Below are 24128 nucleotides of genomic sequence, written 5' to 3' on the forward strand. Positions count from 1 at the left end.
CGTAAGCCATGAATATTTTTAAATTTTATAAAAACCTTTATCTCCCCAATCGGTTTTTCTACGTCTACAGCGTGATTTTCGGCTTATTGGCATCTAGTTTTGCCATTCCTTTTATGTTGCCCTTTGCCCAAACTGCATTGGTAATTGGGATTATTTTCACTGCTTCAGACTGCTTTATTTTGTTCAATGGGAATGCTAAAATTTCCGCAGAAAGATCGATACCCGACTTGCTTTCACTTGGTGATGAAAACCCCATTAAAATAAGTATCACCAATAATTCTGGGCTGACTCTTTCCCTAATGGTAATAGACGAGCTGCCTTACCAGCTTCAGGAAAGAGATTTTTTCTTTGGGTTAGCATTAAAAAATGGAGAATCACAAACCCTATCTTATAAGATAAGACCAACCAGAAGAGGCGAATATCATTTTAATAAGTTGAATGTGTATTCAACATCCGTACTGGGTTTGGTAAGAAGGCGACACCCGTTTAAGGCTCATCAAATGGTTCCGGTTTTTCCTTCCGTATTACAAATGAAAAAGTATGAGCTTTTTGCTTTTTCAAGTATATCGAGATACCAAGGAATCAAAAAAATCAGGAGACTGGGGCATAATTACGAATTTGAACAGATCAAAAACTATGTTCGCGGAGACGATTACCGGTCTATCAACTGGAAAGCATCGGGTCGCAGAGGCGAACTAATGGTAAACCAGTATCAAGATGAAAGAGCACAGCAAGTGTATAGCGTAATCGATAAAAGCAGGGCAATGCGACTCCCTTTCAACGAGCTTACCTTGCTTGATTATTCTATCAACACCTCCTTGATGATATCCAATGTGGCACTTCACAAGCACGACAAGGCTGGCTTGATCACTTTCTCCGATAAAATAGGAGCAATTCTGAAAGCTGATTACAAAAAAGGGCAGTTGCACAAAATACTGCAAACCCTTTACAATCAGGAAGAGCGCAACTTGGAGTCAAACTATGAACTGCTTTACTATGCGATAAGAAATACGATAAAGGGCAGAAGCCTCCTGTTTTTATATTCTAATTTTGAAAGCATTTATGCGGCCGAAAGAGCACTGCCAATCCTAAGAAAACTGAACAAGCTGCACTTGTTGGTCATTGTATTTTTTGAGAATAGTGAGATTGAAGAATATGGACAAGAAGAAGCAAAAGACTTGGAAGAAATTTATTTGAGGACAATTGCCCAAAAATTCACAGCGGAAAAAACTCAAATCCTACAAACATTCAACCAATACGGAATCCAAACCATTTTGACCAAACCTCAAGATTTGTCTATCAATACACTCAATAAGTACTTAGAGCTAAAGTCAAGAGGACTTATCTAGCCAAGAACCAAACTAACTACATTCTGGAAATGATAGTAATAGCAGACAGTGGATCTACCAAAACAGAGTGGTGGTTTTTGAAGGGAAATGCAATAAAAAAGATTCGAACCAAAGGCATAAACCCGTATTACCAATCCTCTGAACAAATTTCTGAAAGCATCAATGACGGTTTTAAGGGAGAGGTTTTCACTAAAGTCACTTCACTGTTCTTCTATGGAGCTGGCTGCAACGAACAATCGGCAGGCAAGCTTGAATCATCATTGGAATCTCAATTTCCAAATACCAATATTTCCATTTACGACGACTTGCTAGCTGTTGCAAGAGCCACTTGCCAGCACGAACCCGGCACGGCTTGTATCTTGGGAACTGGCTCAAATTCTTGTTTTTACGATGGAGAAAAAATAATCAACCACATCCCTTCACTTGGTTTTGTTTTAGGTGATGAAGGAAGCGGAGCGGTGATGGGAAAAAAACTGATCAATCTCTACTTCAAAAAAGGGCTGACCTCCAATTTGGAAGAAGCTTTCCGTGGAAAGTTTCAATTGAGCGAAGCTGAATTGCTGCAAAAAGTATATAAAGAACCATATCCTAATAGGTACCTAGCTCAGTTTAGCAAGTTTTTAGCCGAACACAAAAAAGACCCTTTTATCAACTCATTCATTTTGCTTAATTTCAAGGAGTTTTTGAAAACAAATACCTTGAAATACGAGGATTCCCCGAAGTATCCTATTCATTTTTGCGGCTCAATTGCGTATTTCTTTCAAGATATTTTGAAAGAAGCTATCCATGAAATGGGCTTGCCTCTAGGCAGCATTCATCAAACCCCAATGGAAGGCTTAAAAGCATTTCACTTAAAAAACAAAAACCAATGATAAATACGACAGAATCATCTTCGAATCATGAAAATCTTGAAAAAAAGAGTGTTGGAGAGCTTTTAAAAGGAATAAACCAAGAAGATAAATCAGTGCCCCTGGCAGTTGAAAAAAGCATCCCTGCCATTGAAAAGCTCGTGATAGAAATAGTGAGGAGAATGAAACAAGGAGGCCGTTTGTTTTACATTGGCGCAGGTACAAGTGGAAGGCTTGGAATTGTGGATGCATCCGAATGCCCTCCTACCTACGGTGTTCCCCATGGCTTAGTGGTTGGCATCATGGCTGGCGGTGATAAAGCAATCAGAAAAGCCGTGGAGTTTGCCGAGGACGATCCTAAACAAGCTTGGCTCGACCTCGCCCCTTTCAACCCTACTACAAAGGATACATTGATAGGCATCGCTGCTTCTGGCAGGACTCCTTATGTTATTGGCGGCTTAGACCAAGCAAGAGAGTTTGGAATGCTTACGGGCTGTATAGTTTGCAACTCAGGCTCTAAAGTGGCCGCAGCAGCCGAGTTCCCTGTGGAAGTGGTCGTTGGTCCTGAATATGTGACGGGTAGTACCAGAATGAAGTCAGGAACCGCTCAAAAACTTGTGCTCAATATGATCTCCACTTCTGTGATGATCCAGCTAGGCAAGGTCAAAGGCAATAAAATGGTGGACATGCAGCTTAGCAACAAAAAACTAGTAAAAAGAGGAACACTGATGGTTATGCAAGAAACTGGTCTGGAGGAAACAGAAGCACATAAACTGCTTGAAAAATATGGTTCGGTAAGAGCTGCGGCGGATGCTTACTTCGAATCGAAGGAATAAAAAAAGAGGCTAGAAAAAGCCTCTTTTTACTTTTTATGAAACCGCCATTTCTGGTTTGTTAAATACTTGTCGGTAATCGGTTATTCTCAAGCCGCCATGCTTTCCCTTCTTATAATAACTACTACTTGAATACTTGTAACTTTCAGGGTTGAAAACCAATCCGTTTCGCAGTGGAAGAACATGTAATTCGTTAAGCGATTGTTCCAAGTCGTTATAACTTTTCAGATGAGTACTTTCGAAGTTGGTCGCCCACACTTTGTGTTTACGAGCATTGCTGCCCATCTTTATTTGGTTCAACAAATCCTTTTTTCCGTCTTCTTCCAAAAAACGTATAAGCTCCTGACGGCTTAAGTTCTTTAGTGTTTCCACAAAATTAGTCAATCTAGTTTGAGGCAAACCACAGGTAACAATCTTAATTCCATTTGGCAAAAAAACATAACCAAGCAAATTGAGCTTGTACTTTTTGGATATGATGGTAAGGCAATCGAACATTAGGTTGAAATATTTATGGTTTCTCAGTAATGGCAAACCATGGTTTGTATGCATAGTAATAGTATAGCAATGGCTGCTAATAGATAATGATACAGGTTTTTTCATAGTTGAATTTAGTTATTTAGTATGCTAGCTAGGTTACAATATATACCAATATAGGTAATTAGAAAAACTGGTTATATCTTGTTAACAGTTTGATCTTTATTCTGCTTTACCAGATTTGGTCAACATCAATAAGCCAAAAAATGTAATTGCTCCGTTCACCATTAAAATTTCAAAGCCAAACTTATACCCATTAAACAATTCTTCTGAGTAATAATTCAAGGCATAAGAAATTATGGGCGAAACCAAACAAACTAAGGGCACCCATTTTTCCCTCAACTGGAGCTTGGTAAAAAGCCCAAAGGCAAACAGACCTAGCAAAGGTCCGTAGGTATAACCCGCAGCTTTAAACACAGAACTGATCACGCTTTCATCGTTGATGGCACGGAAGATCACAATTACAAGAAACAAGACCACAGAAAAAGTGATGTGGACAATTTTGCGTTGTGATTTTCTTTGTTGTTCACTTTTGTTATCATGATCAAGGAAATCGATGCAAAAAGCTGTAGTGAGTGCTGTAAGCGAAGAATCTGCACTTGAATAGGCTGCGGAAGTGATTCCCAATAAAAACACGACCCCTGCAAAAAGGCGAAAATGGTTCAAAGCCAACAGCGGATATAGATCATCCGTTCTGGTAGGAATACTGATTCCATTTTCTCCAGCATAAATAAAAAGTAAAGCTCCCAGGCCTAAGAAAAGTAAGTTGACAAAAATGAGAGAAGTACTAAACCAAAACATATTCTTTTGGGCATCACCCAAGGTTTTACAAGTCAGGTTTTTTTGCATCATGTTTTGGTCAAGCCCAGTCATCACGATAGCGATGAACGCCCCTGAAAAGAATTGCTTAATGAAAAAACTGCCTTCTTTCCAGTCCCAAAAAAACATTTTTGAATAATTATGCTCCTCAATGGCTTGAACAATCCCCCCAAAACTTAAATCAAGATCTTGGGCAATGATATAAATACTAATACAAACCGCACTGAGCATGAAAAAAGTCTGAAGCGTATCGGTCCAGACAATGGTTTTGATACCTCCCTTGAAGGTGTACAACCAAATAAGCAAAATGGTGATAGCAACTGTTACGGCAAAAGGGATCTCATACGCATCGAAGAAGGCAAGCTGTAGCACACCTGCTACTAAGAAGAGACGAAAAGCTGCGCCAATGGTCTGCGAAAGAAGAAAAAAGAAAGAGCCTGTTTTATAAGAATAAAGTCCAAATCTATCTTTTAAATAACCGTAAATCGATACCAAATTCATGCGATAATAAAGTGGCATGAGCACGGTGGCTATCACATAATAACCCAATAAATATCCTAATACTACTTGGAAATAGGAAAACTGGGTTGCTCCAACATAACCTGGTACAGAAATAAACGTCACTCCTGAAAGGGATGCTCCTATCATCCCAAAGGCTACCAAATACCAAGGTGATTGCTTGTTTCCTGTAAAGAACGTAGCAGATGTAGCACCTTTAGAAGTTAGGTGAGAAATGATCATCAAAAAGCAGAAGTACAATACAATGACACTTAAAACCAGTATCGGGCTCATTGGCAGTTTCTTTGGTTCGAGTAGCGTTAGTCTATTTTAAACAGAAAGTGGCAAAACTATTCAAAATCGGGATAGATCAGATATTTTTTTCTCATCCCTTTGTACGTTTCTAGCTCTTTTTCCCAGCCTTGCTCAATTTCTGCCACCGTTTTACCCTCTTCCAACTCTTTTACAAGTTTATCATTCCCAGCCAGCAGATTGAAGAATTTCCGATTAGTAAAAAACTCAACCCCAAGCTGCTTCGACTTTTCATAATAATCTACCAAATAGCTCATGTTAAATTGCTTGGCTTCCACCTCTCTCAAATCCAAACCAAAACATTCCTTGTCTTGTAACTTAGGGTATTTGGACAATCCCTCTATGCTCTTGGGCGTGAAAGAGAACTCACCAAAACTTGAATCTGGATAACCCACAACTTGGAAGGGGAAAAGTGTCCCTCTGCCTATGCTCACCGAAGTTGGTTCGAAAAAGCAAAGTGAAGGATACAGCCTGATCGATTGATCATTAGGCAAGTTTGGTGAAGGCTTGATGGGCAAGGAAAATGAGTCGAGGTGAGAATAATTCGCTACGGGAATCACAGTCAAGTCGCATTGAGCTCCATTTTCCAACCATTTTTCCTGATTTATCATTTTTGCCAACTCGCCTACCGTTAATCCATGCACCACTGGAATTGGGTGCATTCCTACAAAAGACTGAAACTCTAAATCCAACACAGGACCAGCAACATATTCCCCATTCGGATTTGGGCGATCTAGTACGATGAACTGTTTTCCTTGTTCGGCGCAAGCCTCCATTACATAATGCATTGTACTTATATACGTATAAAACCGCACGCCAACATCTTGGATATCAAAAACTACCACATCAATATCTTTCAGCATCTCCTCGCTCGGCTTTTTTGTTTTTCCATAAATAGAAACAACAGGCACACCCGTTTTGGAATCTACCGAATTCTTAACCGACTCGCCCGCATCGGCATCGCCACGAAAACCATGCTCAGGAGCGAAAACAGCCTTCACCCCTACTCCTTGGCTCAGCAAGGTGTCCAATAAGTGCACTTCTCCAACTACAGAAGTCTGGTTCACTACCAACGCTACTCTTTTCCCTTTGAGCAAAGGCAAATATTCTCCAAACCTTTCCGCACCCACTTCTATGGGCGGCTTTTCTTCTTTTATTACTTCTACTTGGGCAGGTTTTTCCGCTTTTTGAGCAGAACAAGCCGAACCAAGCAACACAAATGACAACAGGATAACTTGAAATAGTCTGATCATAATTCTTCCATCTTAATATTCGGTGAAATTAACTCTAATTGATATAAATCAAAACTACACTCCGATTCCCAGCGATTTTGTATGGAACAAATGGCTTTTTTGATAAATTTGCGCTTCTTTCGCAAAACCTTGATAGTTTATTCGAGAAAAAAGCGACACTTACCAATATACAGGAGACAGTAAATGGAAAAAACGTACAATCCACAAGCAGTAGAGGACAAATGGTATAAGTATTGGCTGGACAAGAAGTTTTTTGCTTCTAAACCAAATCCAGATAAAGAGCCATATTCAATTGTGATCCCGCCACCTAACGTAACGGGTGTCCTTCACATGGGGCATATGCTCAACAATACCATCCAAGATGTGCTGATAAGAAGGGCTAGGATGCAAGGGAAAGAAGCTTGCTGGGTGCCTGGTACCGACCATGCTTCCATTGCTACCGAAGCCAAGGTGGTAAAGATGCTTCAAGATGAAAAAGGTATTTCCAAAAAAGACATCACTAGAGAGGAGTTCTTGGAATATGCGTGGGAATGGAAAGAAAAGTACGGGGGGATCATCCTTGAGCAGTTGAAGAAACTTGGTGCTTCTTGCGACTGGGATCGTACTAGGTTTACTATGGATGAAGCCTATTATGAAGAGGTGATCAAGACGTTTGTTGACCTGTACAACAAAGGCAATATCTACCGTGGAGTAAGGATGGTTAACTGGGACCCGCAAGGCAAAACAGCGCTTTCCGACGAGGAGGTAATCCACAAAGAAGTCAATTCGAAGCTTTATTATGTAAAATATAAAATAGCTGGTACAGCTGACGAATGGGTGACCATTGCGACCACCAGGCCTGAAACAATTTTGGGTGATACCGCTATCTGTGTAAACCCTACCGATGAGCGTTTCAAACACCTAATTGGCAAAAAAGCAATTGTGCCGATGGTAGAGCGCGAAATCCCTATTATAGGTGATGAGTACGTTGACCTAGAATTTGGTACGGGCTGCCTGAAAGTAACCCCAGCACACGATTTGAATGACTACGAGCTAGGCATTAAGCATAACCTCAAAGTAATCGACATCTTGAACGATGATGGTACTATGAGCGAAAAAGCTGAGTTTTACATTGGCGAAGACCGTTTTGTAGTAAGAAAGAAAATTGCCAAAGAGCTTGATGCAAAAGGGCAATTGGTGAAGGTGGAAGACATGGTGAACAAGGTTGGTTTTTCTGAAAGAACCGATGCCGTTATTGAGCCTAAACTTTCTATGCAATGGTTCATGAAAATGGACGATTTGTCTAAGCCAGCATTGGAACATGTAATGGATGACACCATCCAGTTCCATCCTGCCAAATTCAAAAACACGTACAAGCACTGGATGGAAAACATTCGTGATTGGTGTATTTCAAGACAGCTTTGGTGGGGGCACCGTATTCCAGCTTGGTACTTGCCAGATGGCACTTTTGTGGTTGCTGAAAACGAAGAAGGCGCTCTGACACTTGCTCAAGACAAAGACGCTAGCTTGAAGCTGGAAGATTTGAAGCAAGAGGAAGATGTGCTCGATACATGGGCGTCGTCTTGGTTGTGGCCTATTTCTGTTTTCAACGGAATCACCGAGCCAGATAACGAGGATATCAACTACTACTACCCTACTGCCGACCTGGTTACCGCTCCCGAGATTTTATTCTTCTGGGTAGCAAGGATGATCATTTCCGGCTATGAATATAAAGACCAGTTTCCCTTCAAAAATGTGTACCTGACGGGAATCGTTCGTGACAAGCAGCGCAGAAAAATGTCCAAGTCTTTGGGCAACTCGCCTGATCCTTTGGATTTGATCAAAACCCACGGAGCAGATGGAGTAAGGACGGGAATGCTATTCTCCTCTCCTGCCGGAAACGATTTGTTGTTCGATGAAAAGCTTTGCGAGCAAGGCAGGAACTTTAGCAATAAAATCTGGAATGCGTACCGTTTGGTGACTAGCTGGGAAGTAGATGAAAGTTTGGATGGAAAGAAAAACGAACTTGCAATCGAATGGTTTGATGCAAAGCTGAATGCTGCTATCATCGAGATTGAAGACCATTTCTCAAAATACCGAATTTCAGATGCCCTTATGACTATCTATAAGCTGATCTGGAACGACTTCTGTTCTTGGTACTTGGAAATGATCAAACCCGATTATCAGAAACCGATCGATTCGGCTACGCTTAAAGCAACGGTAGCATTTTTCGAAGAATTGATGAAAATCCTTCACCCGCTTATGCCTTTCATTACAGAAGAAATTTGGCATCAGACAAAAGAGCGTTCGGAAGATGATTGTATCATTGTTGCCGAATATCCTGTGGCAAAAACTCCAAATGCTAAGTTGATCGAGGAGGCGGATGGCATTTTTGAAGCAATTTCGACTATCAGAAATGTTAGAAACGAAAAGCAAATAGCAAAATCAAAAGCGCTTGATCTTTGTATCAAAACCGAAGACAAAGCCAAGTACGAAAGCTATTTCCCAATCATCAAAAAGTTGGCAAATATCGAAAACTTTTCTTTTGTAGAAGAGAAAGTAGAAAATGCAGCCCATTTCGTGTTGAAAGCCGATGAGTTCTACGTTCCGTTGGAAGGAAATATTGATGTAGAAAAGGAAAAGGAAAATGTGTCCAAAGAAATTTCTTACTTGGAAGGGTTCATCAAGTCGGTTGACAAAAAACTCAGCAATGAGAAGTTTGTGAACAACGCTCCTGCTGCGGTAGTAGACAAAGAGAAACAAAAAAGAGCGGATGCCGAGAGCAAACTTGCTGCACTCAAAGAATCTTTGAAGCACCTCGATTAACCTATTCTTTTTAGAATAGATACCAAAGGAGGTTCGTTGTGAACCTCCTTTTTTTGAACCCTTTCATATCTTTAGAGTTGTTTTTGAGTAAGTGCATGTACTTGTCCGCTTTGCCGCAATTAGTTTTTAAGGAAATCTTTCTAAAATTGTTTTTTTCTCAAAAAAATAGTTAAAATCATCTACTAAAAAATGACAGCTCTCTTTTACACCATCGTTTGAGACCTTAATCAAAAAAACACCTCAAACTATTCCACTTTTTATAAGTCAAAAATATCAAGATAGAAATGTTGAAAACTGGAACTCTACACATATTACTTTTAAGCTTGGCCGTGCTTTTTGCAGTGTCTTCATGTAGGCAAGATCCTAGCAAATCCCTCAAAGGCAAAAACCAAGTGAATACCGTCGACTATGAATATTTTTCGGCAAGGGGGAAAGTAAAGTTCAAAGAAGGGCTTGAGGAAACGAAAGGCGTAGCCCATGTTCGAATGAAATCTGACAGTATTGTTTGGATGTCGATGAGGACTGGCACGGGTATAGAAGGCCTCAGGATGGTCGCCTACCCCGATTCTATTTTTATAGTAGATGTAATCCACAAGGAATATTATGCTATGTCATTTGCAAGTCTGAGCGAAAAAATCAAATTCGATATTGACCTTAAAACCATCCAGTCAATCCTTACAGGCAACCCGATTTTGATTCCAAATAGAGGTGTGAGAAAAAGCTCGTCGGACAAATACTTGACGCTTACGCAAAGCATAGAAGACATAAAAGTTCAGAGTAAAGTCCTGATTGCCAACCGGAGGTTAGAAAATGTGAACGTAAGCAATACCTTTACGCTCATTAGCCTCTTAATCGACTATAAAGAATTTGAAGATTTTGACGGAGTGACTTTCCCCAAAAAAGCCATGGTTCATTTAAAGTACCCTGATGCATCAGACAAGTTTGATATCAACATTGACATAGATTATGGAAAAGTGGTCACAAGCAGTACCCCATTGAAATTCCCTCTGAGAATCCCTGAAAAATACACGCTTAAAGAATTGAAGTAGAAGATCGAAACCACAAAACTCTATTGATTTTTAGGTAAGTCAATAGTTTTTTTATGCCTCATAATTTCCTGATTTAATCAATTGCTACTTCCTGAATACGTGGTACTGCCTGTAGCCTTTATAAAACTCTAAGAAAGTCACTTTTACAATGGTGTAAGAAGGAATAGCAGCTATCATTCCTACTGGACCACCAAGGTTAGCCCCAACAAACACGATCAAGAAAATTTCCACAGGGTGTGCTTTGACAGATTTGGAAAAAATAATAGGCTGTAAAAAGATATTGTCAATAAATTGAACGAAACCAAATACGATTAAAATTTTAGCCGCAAGTAGCAAGTAACTTTCCGAAGAAGCCAAGTTCAAGTTAGTTGAGATACCCACTATCAACCCAAAAGTACCGCCAAGGATTGGTCCCAAGTAGGGAATGAGATTGGCCACAGCTGCAAATACTCCTATCGTAACCGCATACTCTACTCCTACTACCAGCAAGCCAAAAGACACGATGGAAAAAATGGAGATCATTTGGAGGAGCAATCCAAGCAGATAATTAGAAAGAAGCTTTTCCACTTTGCTAAATGCAGCTATGGTCACCTCATAATATTGGTTAGGGATCATCGCAATCAAATGGCGTTTAAACAGACCTTTCTCATTGAGTAAAAAAAAGGCGATGAAGAAAACTGCCATGAAGCCTATGAGCAAAGAACTAGTAAGGGAAAGTACGCTGTTGAGGATAGTGGTAAACTCGAAGCTTTCCAAAAATGCGGCAACAGTTTCTTTGAGCCTATTGAGTACAAAGCCCTGGTTGGTTTCACTTATCAGTCCATTTTTGAGTAAAAACTGCTCAAAGCCATTTATTGGTATCTTGATCTGAACTACAATATCGTCTAGATCAAGCTCAGATATCACATTTATCTGGTCAGAAACCAGAGGGACAAAGAGGTAGACGAAGAGTGAAAAGAGACCAATAATGAGAGAGAATGCCAATAGTGTGGCTACGGCTCTGGGAACTCTGATACCATAAACCTGAAACTGGCTTATGTAGTTAGTTGGTGTTCGTAAAATACCCGTAAGCACAAGAGCAAGGGCAATATAGGTGACAATATCTGCAAAAAACCAACCGAGGGCAAGCAGTATTACTACGCCTATCAACAGATTTAATGCAGTCTTATTAATCATTATAGTTGTCAGGTTTCAGTTAAATGGAAACAAGAAAGCCCTTGTTTCCCAACAAGAGCTTTCAAAATATTTTTACAAAAGAGCTGGGATTAGTCCCAGCTCAACTCGTTATCCTCGTCATCAGATTTTTCGTACTGATCAAAGTCGAAATCTGGCATGAGCTCTTCTTTTACATGGTCTATGCATTCAACAAGTGCATTTGAGAATTTGCTGAAATCTTCTTTATACAAGAAAATCTTGTGCTTCTCATAGAAAAAACCATCTTCTTTGTATCTTTTCTTACTCTCTGTAATCGTCAAATAATAATCATTTGAACGAGTAGCTTTTACATCAAAGAAATACGTCCTTTTACCTGCTCGTACTCTTTTTGAATAGATTTCGTCTTTTCCTGTTCCTTTGATATCCTCCACTTTACGAATAAATTGTGTTTAAAGAAAATTATATAAAATTGTAACTGTAAGCTAAATTTCTCTTTTGTACCTCTATAATACAACTTTGTGTCATAAAAATTGAATTATTTACTGTAAATCGAGCGTATTCCGCTTTGATTTTGTTCAATATTACAATTTATTGGACAAGAATATAAAATTCCAAGGTGTTTTTTTCATAATTAAACGAATTGCCGCTAGATGTAAACACTGAGTTAACTTTCGTAGAAAGTTCTTAGAAGCTAATTGGGAATTATATTCCAAAATTGTTACCGCTTTTTTGGAGGCGGAATGAGGCGAAGCCGACAAAGGTAGTGGTCCTACTCTAGTGGAATTAAATATTCCTCAATATACTTGCACCAAGATTCAATCTAATCACTTTGCTATACTGATGAAAAAAATATTTTTAACTTTTTTGACCTTAGCCTTCTTAATTCAAAGCAATTGGGCACAGGTTGTTGTAAAAGAAATAGGATTTACCCAACGAGGAAAAGCTTCTTATTATCCTGATAACAGGAAGGGGGCTGAAACCAGAAATGGAGAAACGTTTAACATGAACCATCTCACGGGAGCGCACCAGCATCTCGCTTTCAACAGCCTAGTAAAAGTAACCAACCTCGACAATGGCAAGCAGGTGATCGTAAGAATTAACGACCGTCCGTACACCAGAGAGAGGATAATTGACCTTACTCTAGCTGCTGCGAAAATGATAGGCCTCGCAGGAAAACTTTCTTCTGATGTAAAAATTGAGGTAGTTGGTCTTGATGCTGACAGAAAGCAAACTTGGCTCGCTAACCAGAAACTAGGTTTCACAATTCCCGACAGTCTCTCCTATTTGTTTGCCGCTCCCAAGCCTATCCTGCCAAAGGAACAAACAGTTACTCAGGTAGACTCGCTTGAGACAACAACAAATGCCATACTTCCTGTTAGGTCGGTTGCAGAAATAGAAACTTATGAAAGTACCATTCAAGAACGCCAGATTGATGTGTCGGCAGTAGCCAATACGCTGGCACAAAAAGCCAATTTCAAGGACGTAGGTTCGTACACTGTGGATGGAAAAAAGATTTCCTTAGAAGGTTTTGGAGTAGTGGCAAAATCTTTTCCAACCCCTGAAGAGGCCATTGAATCAGGAAAATATTATAAATCACTCCAATTTGCTCATGTATATATCCAGTCTGGCTGGTCAAGCGGGTCTAGGGAATATAGGGTGATGATTGGAGTTTTCCACAACAAAAGCGATGCTGTCTCTTTACAAAAGTATCTTTCGACTAACAACAATTCAGTGATTATTCGTTCTCATCTTAATTAAAAAACAGATCAACTATTTTGTAAATATCAAAATGTTGATTATTATAGATTGTTTTTTGACTTGAAGGACAATCCCTTAAATATCCAATTTTCAAACACTAAGACGCACTTTGCGATATGAAAAAATCAGTATTGTTTATCCTCGTATTTGTCATGTCCGTAGGCATGTCGTTTGCCCAAAAATACAAAGTGGGATACAAACAAAAAGGCCAAGCTTCCTACTATGCATCCAAGTTCCACGGCAAAAAAACAGCGAGCGGAGAAACTTATAATATGTATGCTATGACCGCTGCTCACCGCAAGCTCCCCTTCAATAGTATCATCAAAGTAACTAACAAAAAAAATGGTAAATGGGTGACGCTCAGAGTAAATGATCGTGGTCCTTTCACCCAAAAGAGAGTACTCGACGTATCTAAAAAAGCTGCATTGAAACTAGATATGGTAAAAGATGGAGTAATAGATATTGAAATCGAACTACTGAAAGTTGGCGGAGAAGAAGATACTCCTGAAGAAGTAGCTGTAGATGAGAAAAAAAGCAGAAAAGAGCGAAAGGCGGAAAAGAAGGCTGAAAAGGAAAACAAAAAGGATAAAAAAGAAGAAGCCACTGTGGCTACTGGTGTTGCCGCCGCGGGCGGAGTAGCTGGAGCCGCTACTGACAAAGAAAAAAAGAGCAAAACCCCTGAGGCAAAACCAGTCAAAACCACTCCTGTAAAAAAAGAGCCTGCAATTCCGCTTAACCAACGATTTGAGAAAGTTGGCACTTACAGCGTTTGGGGAACAAAAACGACCCCAAAAGGTTATGCTATTCAGATTGGTGCTTTTTCCACCATTGAAAAAGCGATTGAAGTAGGCAGAGAAGCTACGAACTTAGGCCTAGACGAAGTATATGTACAGACAGGCTGGGCCAATGGCAAAAAAACATACCGCTTGCTTTATGGCTCAGAAGCTGATGCCGACGACATGAAAGATCAGCTAAATAAAGTAAAGAAAAAAGGGTTTTATAAGGCTTTTGTGAAAGAACATTATAAATAAAACTTGGGTCAAACCCCTCATTTATCATTCTAAAGGATACCCAAGTCACATGGCGGCTTGGGTATTTTCATAGCTAAAAAGACTAAAAAACAATGAACCTCGATACCATTAAAGAATTTGGGAATTTAGAACTGCTCGCTCGCCAAATGGTGGAAGGGTTTATCACAGGCTTACACAAGTCCCCTTATCATGGGTTTTCGGTCGAATTTGCCGAGCACAACCTCTACAATAACGGGGAAAGCACCCGCTATATCGACTGGAAAGTATATGCCCGTACCGATAGGCTCTACACCAAAAGGTTTGAGGAAGAAACAAACCTTCGCTGCCTCTTGCTAATTGACAATTCCTCTTCCATGTATTACCCAGTTGATACACAAGAAAAGATTAGGTTCAGTATTGCCTCGGCGGCTAGCCTAGCCTATATCCTCCAAAAGCAACGGGACGCCGTAGGGCTTTGCACCTTTTCAGATAAAGTTGAAATGTTGACTCAAGTAAAGTCAACAGGCAAGCATATCCACAATCTTTTCTTGATGCTACAGCAAATGTTACAGAATACTCCTGACCAGCAAAAGACCTCTGTAGCCGATGTAATCCATGAAGTAGCAAACAGGATTCACAAAAGATCGCTAGTAGTCATCTTTAGTGACATGATGGAAAACATTAATAATCATGATGAAATCTTTTCAGCTTTAAAACATTTGAAGCACAACAATCATGAAGTATTGATCTTCCATGTGTACGACCAAAGCACCGAACTAGACTTCGATTTTCCCGAAAGACCCATCGTATTTGAAGACTTAGAAACAGGCCAAAAGGAGAAAGTACAGCCATCGCAGGTAAGAGAAGCTTATCAACGATCTATCAAAGAACGCTTCAAAGAAATCAAGTTAAAATGCGGCCAGTATAAAATTGATTTCATAGAAGCCGACAGTAAAAAAGATGTTGGGCAAATCCTTCTCCCCTATCTTATTAAGAGAAAAAAAATGCGCTAAAGCATTATCTTTTCATGAATAAGCTTTTAACTTTAGCCCTTAGGAAATAAGAAAACGTTAGTTAACTATCGCTATTTTTAGTGGGCATGAATCGCTTATTCACATCATGTTGATAACTTTGTTGATATGTTGATAACTTTTTCTAAGGAAGCAGCTCTACATGCATATCATTTTCAGAGAGTTGTATTTTTTTTGAAAAAAGGGGGAGTAAATCTTGGAAGATAAAGAACTTAAAACATTAACCAATTGCTTTGAATCACTAAGCGAGCTCGACGAGCCAGCTAGGCAACGTGTGCTTGCTTGGCTCAACAGCAGGTTTCTAGATGAGCCTTCTCCCATTCCCTCCAACACTCCTCCTACCCCCTCTCACGCACAGCCCGAAGCGGAAAAAGAAGAAGAGCCAGCTACTGAGTTAGATATTCCATACGAACACCTTAGCGAGCTCCTCTCAAAACTTTACCCCAGAACAGCAGCGGAAAAAGTATTGTACACCAGTTGCTACCTCCACAAGAAAATGGGGATGCGCTTTCTGACGGGAAGAGTGATAAACGACGAGCTCAAAAAACATGAGGAAGGAGTGAGAAACATTACCGCCACCATCAACGCCCTCATAGAAAAAACACCAGCCATGATGGCCCAACTAGAAAAGAATGGCAAAACTGCCCAAGCCCAAAAAAAGTACGTAGTGACCGAAGAAGGCAAGCGAGAGATTATGCAGAAGCTTGATTTGCTTGGGAAGAAGTAGACTTCCTGATAGACCTGATAAACATTCCTTTTTCACCAGTCATTCCAACGGAAGTTGGAATCTCCAACCCACCTAAGCACAAGAGCAACCTCCTTAGGGAAAAGCCCCTGTATAGACTGGTACAAAAAAAGTGCAGGAAATACACTCTTTTTGGTTTGAGCGTCTCGTTCGGACCTTCACGGCATTGGTTTTCAGCCACACTTGCCGCGCCCTTCTTTAGCGGACGCTGACCCAATGCCGCAGTTCCACGCGAGAGGCTTGAAACATGTACTAAAACACCTATCTTAGAGACGCCCCTATCAGGGCGTCTGCAACAAGAAACCCAGTCATCGTTTTTCTTGCGCCTGAACTACCGCCGGTACTCTTTTTTGGCAGCAAGGTTTTTTTAACCCTAATGAACGCTCACCCATCTAACAGCCCTTGCTTGACGCCAGCAAGTAACGGCGTTAGTTGTTTTTGGGCAACGCCGACGGGCAAATAGAAAACTTGGCAACAACCAGCCCCAAAAACCAAAAACGCCCTGCCAATGGTGACGGGACGTTTTCATAGTTGATTTTTGTTTTTACTTGCTCCACCCTACTTGTGAGAATTGCTACTTTACCTTCATCGATGTTTTGCTTCATATATTCAGCATTTGTGAAAGTATTTATGATATTTTCTTCGCTCCTCTTTAAATATTTAGGAAAAGTAAAAACGTACAATCCTAAAGGAATTAAATAGAAAATCAGTGAAGGAGAGTCATATACAAAGAAGTTTATGTAGCTCACCAAGAGAAAGGCTATTGAAAAGAGTATGAGGAAGCTAACTGAAATTCCTGCTTTGAGCTGAATCAATATCCCTTTTTTCTTTTCCACGATACTTCCTTCCCAAATCAGTTGGTGAAGTGATTTAACACTGAATTGTTGGATAGCCTGAATTTTGAATTGGTTATTTTCCAACTTTCCATTAAATCCATGTTTTTGTTTGAAAAATATCTCGTTGAAATCAGGTGCAAATTGGGTTTGGCTAACCCTCCGTCTTGTATTTACAACTGACTTAAACACATTTTCAAACTCCTTAGAATCGATCGGTAGTTCAAATTTACTTATTTTTATGACAATCATTTTTTTGATTTTTCTTTTTCTAACCGCTGTTTAACTTGCTCAAGAAACTTTTCACAAGAAATATTGAAAACCGTATCTATATCTTTTCCCTTAACATAAACTCGAGTAGAGTCCACATTTTTAAATAAAGTATCCCCAATTTGGATTTGTTCCCAAAAATCATTGTAAATTGAATGAGAGCTATTTATATAAAATTGACTTTTTGAATTTAATGTATCAAGTTTAATTACTCGATCACCGTGATGAGTGTCAATGAGCATTTTTTCTTGTATCACACCGTGGTGAAATTGTTTCTTTAGGGTATTTATTTCTCTATTGCAATTCCATTCAACGTAATCAAGATGAGAACAAGAAGAGTATAACAATAAAACAAAATATAACTTTTTCATTATTATAATACTTTAGATCATGTTTAAAAATTTTAAATAGGCATTTTTTTGATCCTATTAAGTATTATTTGGCAGTTTTGCCATAAAACCCAAGCTTCTTGGCTTTTGGTAGTTTTTTCATAGTCTTTGGACAGCCTCCGGAAGAAATTGAACGTGCCGAATGTCCTCTCGGTGACCCATCTCCACTTGATGGGCACAAAGCCCCTGGGGGTTGGGGGACAAGAGGATATCTCGACCTCTACGCCCCTTATGTTGTCCTCTACCCATCCGGTGAACTTCTTTTTATAGGCCTGGTCTGCCAGGATCTTTTCCATCCTGTGCAGGTAGCCCAAGAGGGGCTCCACCACCCGTTGCCCTATCGTGCCGTCATGCTCGTTGGCGCCAGTGGCGACCACTCCCCATACCAGCCCGAGCGTATCGGTGATGACGTGCCTTTTTCTCCCGTTCACCTTCTTGTTGCCGTCCAGCCCCGTGTCCTGCCCGATAAAAGGCGCGCACTTTACCGACTGGCTATCAATGGAAAGCATGCTCGGGGTCGCCTTCTTGCCCTTCCTCTTGCGCTCTAGTTGGTTGAGTGCCGCGTTCAGCCGAAAAAGCGTGTTGTCCCCCTGCCACTTGCGGAAATAATAGTATACCACATTCCAAGGAGGGCGTCCCTCGCCCGAGAGGCTGCGCCACTGCTGTCCGCTGCGCATGCAGTACAAGATCGAGTCCACCACGTCCCTGAGGTCATATTTGCGTTTCCTTTCCACGGGAAGATATTCTTTTATATATTGCCATTGCCGGGAGGTCAAGCGGGTATATCCTGTTTCCATAAACTTTGTTGTTTCGTCACTACAAAGTTTTAGCCTGCCCGGCTCTTTTCAAAATTTAAACATGCTCTTAAATGAAAAATTAATTCCAACAGATCCTCCTCCTTTTAACTTTGGTAAAAAGTTTTTTCCAGGAAGAGAACCTGAAATAGAAATATTTTCTTTCCCAATTGTTTTATAAGCAGGAGTACCAGGGATATGTTTAGTCTCATAACTACCAGAAAATTCAATATTTGCAGGGCCATATCCTCCTCCTATAAATAAACTAGTGCCTGTTTTATCATCATCATTAATTGGTGTCTCATCTTGTGAAAAGGTAATTTCTCGGGAAAAACCAACACTTCCCTCAGCCCCAATAGCAGGCGCTATACCACCAAACAATCCCAACCCATCTGCTGTATTCGCTAATTCAAGAGATACTTTTGCTCCTCCACCAACTACTAAGCCTAATTCAAATTTAACCGATTGTCCTTCTGGAATATATTCTTTTATTTTTTTAGTAGCTAATTCTATTCCTTTGTCTGTAACCTCTTCAAGTTTTTGTGCTCCTTCTTGAACCTTAGATTCTACATAGTTTCCAAAATTTTTGACAGATTCTGGTATAAGTGCTCCACCACAACAATCCCCAGGCGCCATTCCATCAGGGTCGATAAAGCGAATCGGGTTGTCAAACGCATAATTATAGACACTCTGCCTCCTCATCTGGTCTGCTAGTGGATCTACCGTATGCCATCTACCAAGCACCTCGCCCCGTAGTCCGCCCAATTGAGCCCGTGCTCTTCCTGTTTTTCCTTTCCGTTGTACTGGAACTTATGGTCCGGTTCACCCTGTTTCTCTATCCCAGCCATGTTCATGCCGTAGGGGTAGTACAGGGGTCGCGCACGACTGGTTCTCCTGCACCACCAGTTGCTGGTGCCTTACCGTAAAGTCGTCCACCCATACCGGCTCGTCCGCCTCGTTCACCACAAACACTTTGGCCCTTGCCCTCAGCCATGTGCATGAACTGCAGCTCGCCGTCCTCGTACACAAACTCGCCCACGTAGTCGGTGGTCTTTTTCAGCTCGCCGTCCTCAAATACCTTCTTCTGCAGCTTGATCCCCGCCGCATCATATAGACAGCCTCTTGGCACCCCTCCCTTTTTTTGTGTTTTTGTTGGTAGATTTGACCATTGGAATGAGGTTTAAACTTTTTTGGCAGGTAGTAGGATTGCCATAAGACCAGTGCCACGAAGGCCTGAGCGAGACGCGCGAACGAACCAGAAAAGGGTGTAGACACTACGACTAGAGGATATAAAATGAAATGATGCGAAAAAACAAATGGCTTTGGTTAGTTTTGATAAGCTTGCCTTTTCTTCTTATCCTAAAGAAGATGTTTTACAATGATAATTTGGAAATATCTCTTGAGGACATAACCCATAGAGAGCTATTTTTCTATGAGTTACCATCAGAAGTACAAGATGCGTATAAAAAATCACCTTCAGATGTGATAATAAACTTAGAAACAGCTTTTGAAATTGATGTGAAACAAACTGCAATACCAGGTTTGTGCTCTGGGAAAGTTTACTACTATATCAATGAGTGTAAATTTTATATGAAAAGCTATAAATCGAAATTCAACTCACCTATTGTGTATTTTAATAAAAGATTGTATTTCCCAACAGTATATGATCCTACTCTTAGACCAGGTGAAAAATATGCCACTATTGATTTAAGTGGATACGAGTGTATTCAATAATCTACTACACCAGCTACTCTTATGATTCAAACAGTTAGGGGTCGTGCAAAACAAAACCCCTTGTATGGAAAAGCACCAAGGGGTTCTTACGATAAAAAGTATTTTGCTATCAAATAGTCACACCAAATTCTTTTATCAAAGAATTTTACCTAACGGCAATTGTATAAATCTTGTCCGATACCCTAGGTTGATCTGGGTTAGAACTTGGTTGAGTTGTTATGACGAGAACAAGCCTACATGACCCATCTTCCTCCAGTGCTGTCTTCCAGTCATCAGTCATCAACCTCGAAAGATCAAACTGATAGTTAGTCTTGACGGAAAGTTCATCAGAATCATTTTCAAGCGCCATTACGGCTTTTGACTTACGGCCTTTTGCAGCACTAATCTCTATTTTTTTTACTGATTTTGCATACTCCTCTGGCAAGCGTACATGAAAGTACTGTGCCTCTCCTGAGCTTACTAATTCTTTGGCTATTCCTTCTTTAATATTTACTATCTGCTGATCATCCAAGAAAAATCCGACCTCATCTACTGGGTCAAATTCAGCTTGAACCTCATCAGTGAAGTTGCAGGCATAAACTGTGAGTAAAAGGATGGGTAGCGCCACCCAAAAGTACAACTTGTTTTTCTGGGATTTTTTCTGGGTCATCATATTAATTCTGTTTTTAATGGATGAAAATTGAGAAATAGGTAATGTTAAATGAAATACATTTGAAGGACTTGCTAGTTTGATCAGCAGCTTCAAATAAGGTTCTAGGGGAATTCCTTGGCTATGAAGTTTTTGGTCAACAAAGTATTCATGTTGTAAAGAAATGGCTTTTTGTAGCCACCAAACTACAGGATTGAACCAACAAAATATTTGCAAGAGTGTCACCAAGCATACATCGAAGGAATGCCGCTGCTTTACGTGCAATTGTTCGTGTTGCAGCACCCAATCTTTTTCAGCTTCGGGTAACTTCTGCCAACTGCTACCCACCACTATATTTCCAAAGAAAGAAAAAGTCAGATCAGAGGTCGACAACGATCGGAACTTTAACCCTTTCCAATAGGTAGTTTGTCCTTGTCCTATCTTTCGCAAAGTAGCGTGCAAACGAAAGGTAGTTAATACGGCAATAATGATTGCTACCGCAAAGTAACCTGCTGCGATTATTGTAAGCCAACCGATACGAGAAGTTGGGATTCCTGTAGCGGCGACACCATCGATAAAAATAGTTTCTGTACTTTGGGATAGAGGTAATAGACTAGGATTAACCAGCATCGAATCAAAAAGCAAAATATTGCCAACTTCCAGCACAGGAAGCAGCAAACAGGAGAACAAACCTATCAGTAAATACCACCTGATACCCGAAAAATGTGCGCTGCGCCGAATACCCAAGAGATATCCTAAATAAACGATGATCAAGCCCAGGTTTACCTCTAGCAAATAATTGAAAAATTGGCTCATGACTTTTTCTTGAGTTGTTGTTCCAAATGCTTGTTCAATTCTTCCGCTTCTTTTTCAGTCAGTTCTTCTTGCACCATAAAAGAGACTAGTTGCTTGTAAGAGCCCGAAAAGTACTTCTCCATCAAGCTTTTGAAAGAAGCTTTTCGGTAGGCCGATTTGCTGATCAATGGATAGTATTCATGCGTTTTGCCATATGCTTTGTGCCCCACAAATCCCTTTTTCTCCAAAATCCTCACCACCGAAGAAACAGTACTGTTGGGAGGATGGGGTTCTGGTAATTGTTTGATCACGTCCCTTACCATGGCATTTTCCAATTGCCAAATGATATTCATGATCTCTTCTTCTTTTTTGGTCAGTGTTTCCATGATTAAACGAATTATTTAGTTTTATAGCGTAAACATACGTCATGAAACGTATATTTACGCTATAAAAATCATAAAAATACATAAGTTACTGATAATCAATATTATTATTTTCTATAACAAGACCTAGGTGTGTGTGAATAGGCTGCAATAAAAAACGTCCAAACCGCTTGGGGCGACTTGGACGTTTATATTTTCAGACCTACTAAGAAAAAAGAACTACCCTCTAGTAAACACTAACTCATCTCCTGATGAAAGCTCACTATTAAAGCCATACCCTCCACTATCGAAAGCGGTTAGTTGCTCTGCATCGGTTATCTTGTTTCGGATAATCCAAGAAGTCATCATGCCCCTCGCTTTCTTGGCGAAGAAGCTGATTACCTTGTAATTCCCATTTTTAAAGTCTTTGAACACAGGGGTAATAACTTTACTTTTTAGATCAGTAACTTTAACTGACTTGAAGTATTCATTAGAAGCTAAGTTGATAACCACCTCAGAGCCAATGCTATTCAAATCGTTGTTTAATTCATTGGTTATCTTCCCATCCCAAAACTCATAAAGGTTGTTTTTTCTTCCAATTTTGAGCTTAGTCCCCATTTCTAGCCTATAGGGTTGGATAAGGTCGAGCGGCTTGAGCAAGCCATAAAAGCCCGAAAGGATACGCAAATGATCTTGAGCAAACTTTAAGTCATTATTGCTAAGTGTGTAAGCCTCAAGCCCTTCGTACACATCGCCTTTGAAAGCGAAAAGTGCTTGCCTGGCATTTTCCAAGTTAAAGTCTGGATGCCAAGCTGCAAAGCGCTCTTGGTTAAGCTCTGCCAAATTTTCACTAATACTCATCAGCTTGGCCAAATCTTTCGCTTTTTTCTTTTTTAGAGGAACTGCAAGCTTTTCAGTATCTGCCAGCATGCGGGGCAACGTATATTCACTGGTGGTTACTAGGGTTTTGTAATCTAAGGTTTTGGCTGGTGAAATTACTATGATCATTTCTCGAGTTCTTTTTATATGTGCTGTCAAATAAGAAAGCAAAACTAAGAAATAAGAAAATTAGTTTTAGATGAAATAACTAATACGTCTATTTGCACAAATTATAGTAAAATCAAGCTTTAACGTCCCTAAAGCTATTTGAGGTTGAGAAGGCATAAAATTAAAGCTATTTTGATTTTCTATGAATAACGAAATCGTTTTTTTGCAAACCAATTTTGTTTGAGTATAATTTTTACTTTTGCGGAAACGTCGACGAAAACTGGCGAGTTTATTTAAAAAAATTGACTTAGATTACATTTTAAGTTCCATCTAGATGAGTAATAAAATAACGGCAGCAATCACGGCTGTACATGGTTGGGTTCCTCCATACATCCTTGACAACAAAGAGCTAGAACAGCTTGTGGACACAAACGATGAATGGATAAGGACAAGAACTGGAATTAAGGAAAGAAGGATTTTGAAGGGAGAGGGCCAAGGAACTTCTGTGATGGCCACAAAGGCTGTGGAAGGTTTGTGCGAAAAAAGGGGTATTGACCCGAAGGAGATAGATGCTATAATTTGCGCGACTATCACACCCGATATGCCTTTTCCGTCTACTGCCAACCTTGTTTGCGAAAATGTAGGTGCTGAAAACGCACTTAGCTTCGATCTTTCGGCTGCTTGCTCTGGCTTTATTTATGCGCTGGAAACAGGCGCTAACTTTATCCGCTCGGGCAATTATAGCAAAGTGGTGATTATTGGAGCAGACAAGATGTCTTCTATAGTGAACTACGAGGACCGTGCTACTTGTATCCTTTTTGGGGATGGCGCTGCTGCTGTGCTGTTAGAGCCGAACAACGAGGGGCTTGGCGTGATGGATGCTATATTGAAAACTGATGGTTCTGGAGCGGAAATGCTAAATATGAAAGCAGGTGGTTCGGCAAGGCCAATCACCCCTGAGATTTTGGCTGCCAAAGAGCATTATTTCTACCAGGATGGCAAACACGTTTTCAAATATGCGGTAACTAATATGGCGGATGCTGCTGCGGACATCATGGAGAGAAACAAGCTCACTGGTGACGATGTGGCGTACCTCGTTCCTCACCAAGCCAATAGGAGGATCATAGAAGCAACTGCCAAAAGGATGGGAGTTTCTATGGACAAGGTGACGATGAACATTGAGCGCTATGGCAACACCACGGCGGCAACTGTCCCTTTATGCCTCTGGGATTTTGAGAAAGACTTCAAAAAAGGGGATAACTTGGTGCTGGCTGCCTTTGGCGGTGGCTTCACTTGGGGTTCTATCTACCTCAAATGGGCTTACGATAGCGAGTAGG

General features: G+C 40.3%; 23 protein-coding genes. 11 read left to right on the top strand and 12 right to left on the bottom strand.

The features are described 5' to 3' along the window. Positions 1-8: 8 nt before the first annotated feature. The 3 genes from R9C00_13390 to murQ are packed head-to-tail and all read left to right on the top strand — an operon-like array spanning position 9 to position 3033. Positions 9-1349, top strand: a complete 1341-nt coding sequence (locus tag R9C00_13390) for a DUF58 domain-containing protein (protein ID WPO38451.1) — start codon at positions 9-11, stop codon at positions 1347-1349. 29 nt (positions 1350-1378) lie between these two features. Beyond that, positions 1379-2221 carry an N-acetylglucosamine kinase gene (locus tag R9C00_13395; GenBank protein ID WPO38452.1) on the top strand — a complete coding sequence of 281 codons (843 nt, stop codon included), beginning with the start codon at positions 1379-1381 and terminating at the stop codon, positions 2219-2221. Further along, positions 2218-3033, top strand: coding sequence for an N-acetylmuramic acid 6-phosphate etherase (murQ, locus tag R9C00_13400; GenBank protein ID WPO38453.1), 816 nt, complete (start codon positions 2218-2220; stop codon positions 3031-3033). Before R9C00_13395 ends, murQ begins: the two co-directional genes overlap by 4 nt. 33 nt (positions 3034-3066) lie before the next feature. On the opposite strand, the gene R9C00_13405 is transcribed toward murQ, so the two are convergent. From R9C00_13405 to R9C00_13415, 3 genes are all read right to left on the bottom strand, one after another. Beyond that, positions 3067-3630: a hypothetical protein gene (locus tag R9C00_13405; GenBank protein ID WPO38454.1), complete on the bottom strand. Its 564-nt coding sequence runs from the start codon at positions 3628-3630 to the stop codon at positions 3067-3069. Positions 3631-3726: 96 nt separating this feature from the next. Beyond that, on the bottom strand, positions 3727-5175 hold the full coding sequence (locus R9C00_13410) for a sodium:solute symporter (protein WPO38455.1): 1449 nt from the start codon (positions 5173-5175) through the stop codon (positions 3727-3729). A 56-nt stretch (positions 5176-5231) separates the two neighbouring features. Next, positions 5232-6446 (bottom strand): DUF1343 domain-containing protein, encoded by a 1215-nt coding sequence (locus R9C00_13415; GenBank protein ID WPO38456.1) that lies wholly within the window; start codon positions 6444-6446, stop codon positions 5232-5234. A 183-nt stretch (positions 6447-6629) separates the two neighbouring features. On the opposite strand from R9C00_13415, the gene R9C00_13420 reads away from it, so the two are divergent. Both R9C00_13420 and R9C00_13425 read left to right on the top strand, forming a co-directional pair. Continuing rightward, on the top strand, positions 6630-9251 hold the full coding sequence (locus tag R9C00_13420) for a valine--tRNA ligase (GenBank protein ID WPO38457.1): 2622 nt from the start codon (positions 6630-6632) through the stop codon (positions 9249-9251). Positions 9252-9535: 284 nt separating this feature from the next. Continuing rightward, positions 9536-10300, top strand: coding sequence for a DUF4292 domain-containing protein (locus R9C00_13425; GenBank protein ID WPO38458.1), 765 nt, complete (start codon positions 9536-9538; stop codon positions 10298-10300). 84 nt (positions 10301-10384) lie between these two features. On the opposite strand, the gene R9C00_13430 is transcribed toward R9C00_13425, so the two are convergent. Together R9C00_13430 and R9C00_13435 are read right to left on the bottom strand one after the other, a co-directional pair. Next, a complete protein-coding gene (locus tag R9C00_13430) occupies positions 10385-11476 on the bottom strand; it encodes an AI-2E family transporter (protein ID WPO38459.1) in 1092 nt (363 codons plus the stop codon). Between the two features lie 89 nt (positions 11477-11565). Further along, entirely contained in the window at positions 11566-11886 is a 321-nt protein-coding gene (locus tag R9C00_13435) for a DUF3276 family protein (protein ID WPO38460.1), read from the bottom strand. Positions 11887-12295: 409 nt separating this feature from the next. Between R9C00_13435 and R9C00_13440 the strand changes: the two genes are divergently transcribed. From R9C00_13440 to R9C00_13455, 4 genes are all read left to right on the top strand, one after another. Further along, complete coding sequence (locus tag R9C00_13440) at positions 12296-13213, top strand: septal ring lytic transglycosylase RlpA family protein (protein ID WPO38461.1); 918 nt, start codon at positions 12296-12298, stop codon at positions 13211-13213. A 116-nt stretch (positions 13214-13329) separates the two neighbouring features. Next, complete coding sequence (locus R9C00_13445; protein ID WPO38462.1) at positions 13330-14244, top strand: septal ring lytic transglycosylase RlpA family protein; 915 nt, start codon at positions 13330-13332, stop codon at positions 14242-14244. 92 nt (positions 14245-14336) lie between these two features. Beyond that, entirely contained in the window at positions 14337-15236 is a 900-nt protein-coding gene (locus R9C00_13450) for a DUF58 domain-containing protein (protein WPO38463.1), read from the top strand. A gap of 214 nt (positions 15237-15450) precedes the next feature. Further along, complete coding sequence (locus R9C00_13455) at positions 15451-15981, top strand: hypothetical protein (GenBank protein WPO38464.1); 531 nt, start codon at positions 15451-15453, stop codon at positions 15979-15981. Between the two features lie 446 nt (positions 15982-16427). Here R9C00_13455 and R9C00_13460 read toward each other — a convergent pair whose 3' ends face one another. From R9C00_13460 to R9C00_13475, 4 genes are read right to left on the bottom strand one after another with little or no spacing between them, the layout of a single operon-like run. After that, a complete protein-coding gene (locus R9C00_13460; protein WPO38465.1) occupies positions 16428-17084 on the bottom strand; it encodes a hypothetical protein in 657 nt (218 codons plus the stop codon). Next, positions 17081-17473: a hypothetical protein gene (locus R9C00_13465; protein ID WPO38466.1), complete on the bottom strand. Its 393-nt coding sequence runs from the start codon at positions 17471-17473 to the stop codon at positions 17081-17083. The genes R9C00_13460 and R9C00_13465 overlap by 4 nt, the downstream gene beginning before the upstream one ends. Positions 17474-17505: 32 nt before the next feature. Then, complete coding sequence (locus R9C00_13470) at positions 17506-18288, bottom strand: IS5 family transposase (protein ID WPO38467.1); 783 nt, start codon at positions 18286-18288, stop codon at positions 17506-17508. Between the two features lie 48 nt (positions 18289-18336). Then, positions 18337-18921, bottom strand: a complete 585-nt coding sequence (locus tag R9C00_13475) for a hypothetical protein (protein ID WPO38468.1) — start codon at positions 18919-18921, stop codon at positions 18337-18339. A gap of 663 nt (positions 18922-19584) precedes the next feature. Here R9C00_13475 and R9C00_13480 point away from each other — a divergent pair. After that, positions 19585-20019 (top strand): hypothetical protein, encoded by a 435-nt coding sequence (locus R9C00_13480; protein WPO38469.1) that lies wholly within the window; start codon positions 19585-19587, stop codon positions 20017-20019. A 145-nt stretch (positions 20020-20164) separates the two neighbouring features. Here R9C00_13480 and R9C00_13485 read toward each other — a convergent pair whose 3' ends face one another. The 3 genes from R9C00_13485 to yaaA form a co-directional block, all read right to left on the bottom strand. Further along, on the bottom strand, positions 20165-21463 hold the full coding sequence (locus R9C00_13485; GenBank protein ID WPO38470.1) for a M56 family metallopeptidase: 1299 nt from the start codon (positions 21461-21463) through the stop codon (positions 20165-20167). Further along, complete coding sequence (locus tag R9C00_13490) at positions 21460-21828, bottom strand: BlaI/MecI/CopY family transcriptional regulator (protein ID WPO38471.1); 369 nt, start codon at positions 21826-21828, stop codon at positions 21460-21462. The genes R9C00_13485 and R9C00_13490 overlap by 4 nt, the downstream gene beginning before the upstream one ends. Positions 21829-22044: 216 nt before the next feature. Further along, entirely contained in the window at positions 22045-22812 is a 768-nt protein-coding gene (gene yaaA / locus R9C00_13495) for a peroxide stress protein YaaA (GenBank protein ID WPO38472.1), read from the bottom strand. 313 nt (positions 22813-23125) lie between these two features. On the opposite strand from yaaA, the gene R9C00_13500 reads away from it, so the two are divergent. After that, positions 23126-24127, top strand: a complete 1002-nt coding sequence (locus R9C00_13500) for a beta-ketoacyl-ACP synthase III (protein WPO38473.1) — start codon at positions 23126-23128, stop codon at positions 24125-24127. Position 24128 lies beyond the last annotated feature (1 nt).

The organism is Flammeovirgaceae bacterium SG7u.111, from assembly GCA_034044135.1.
Lineage (GTDB): Bacteria > Bacteroidota > Bacteroidia > Cytophagales > Flammeovirgaceae.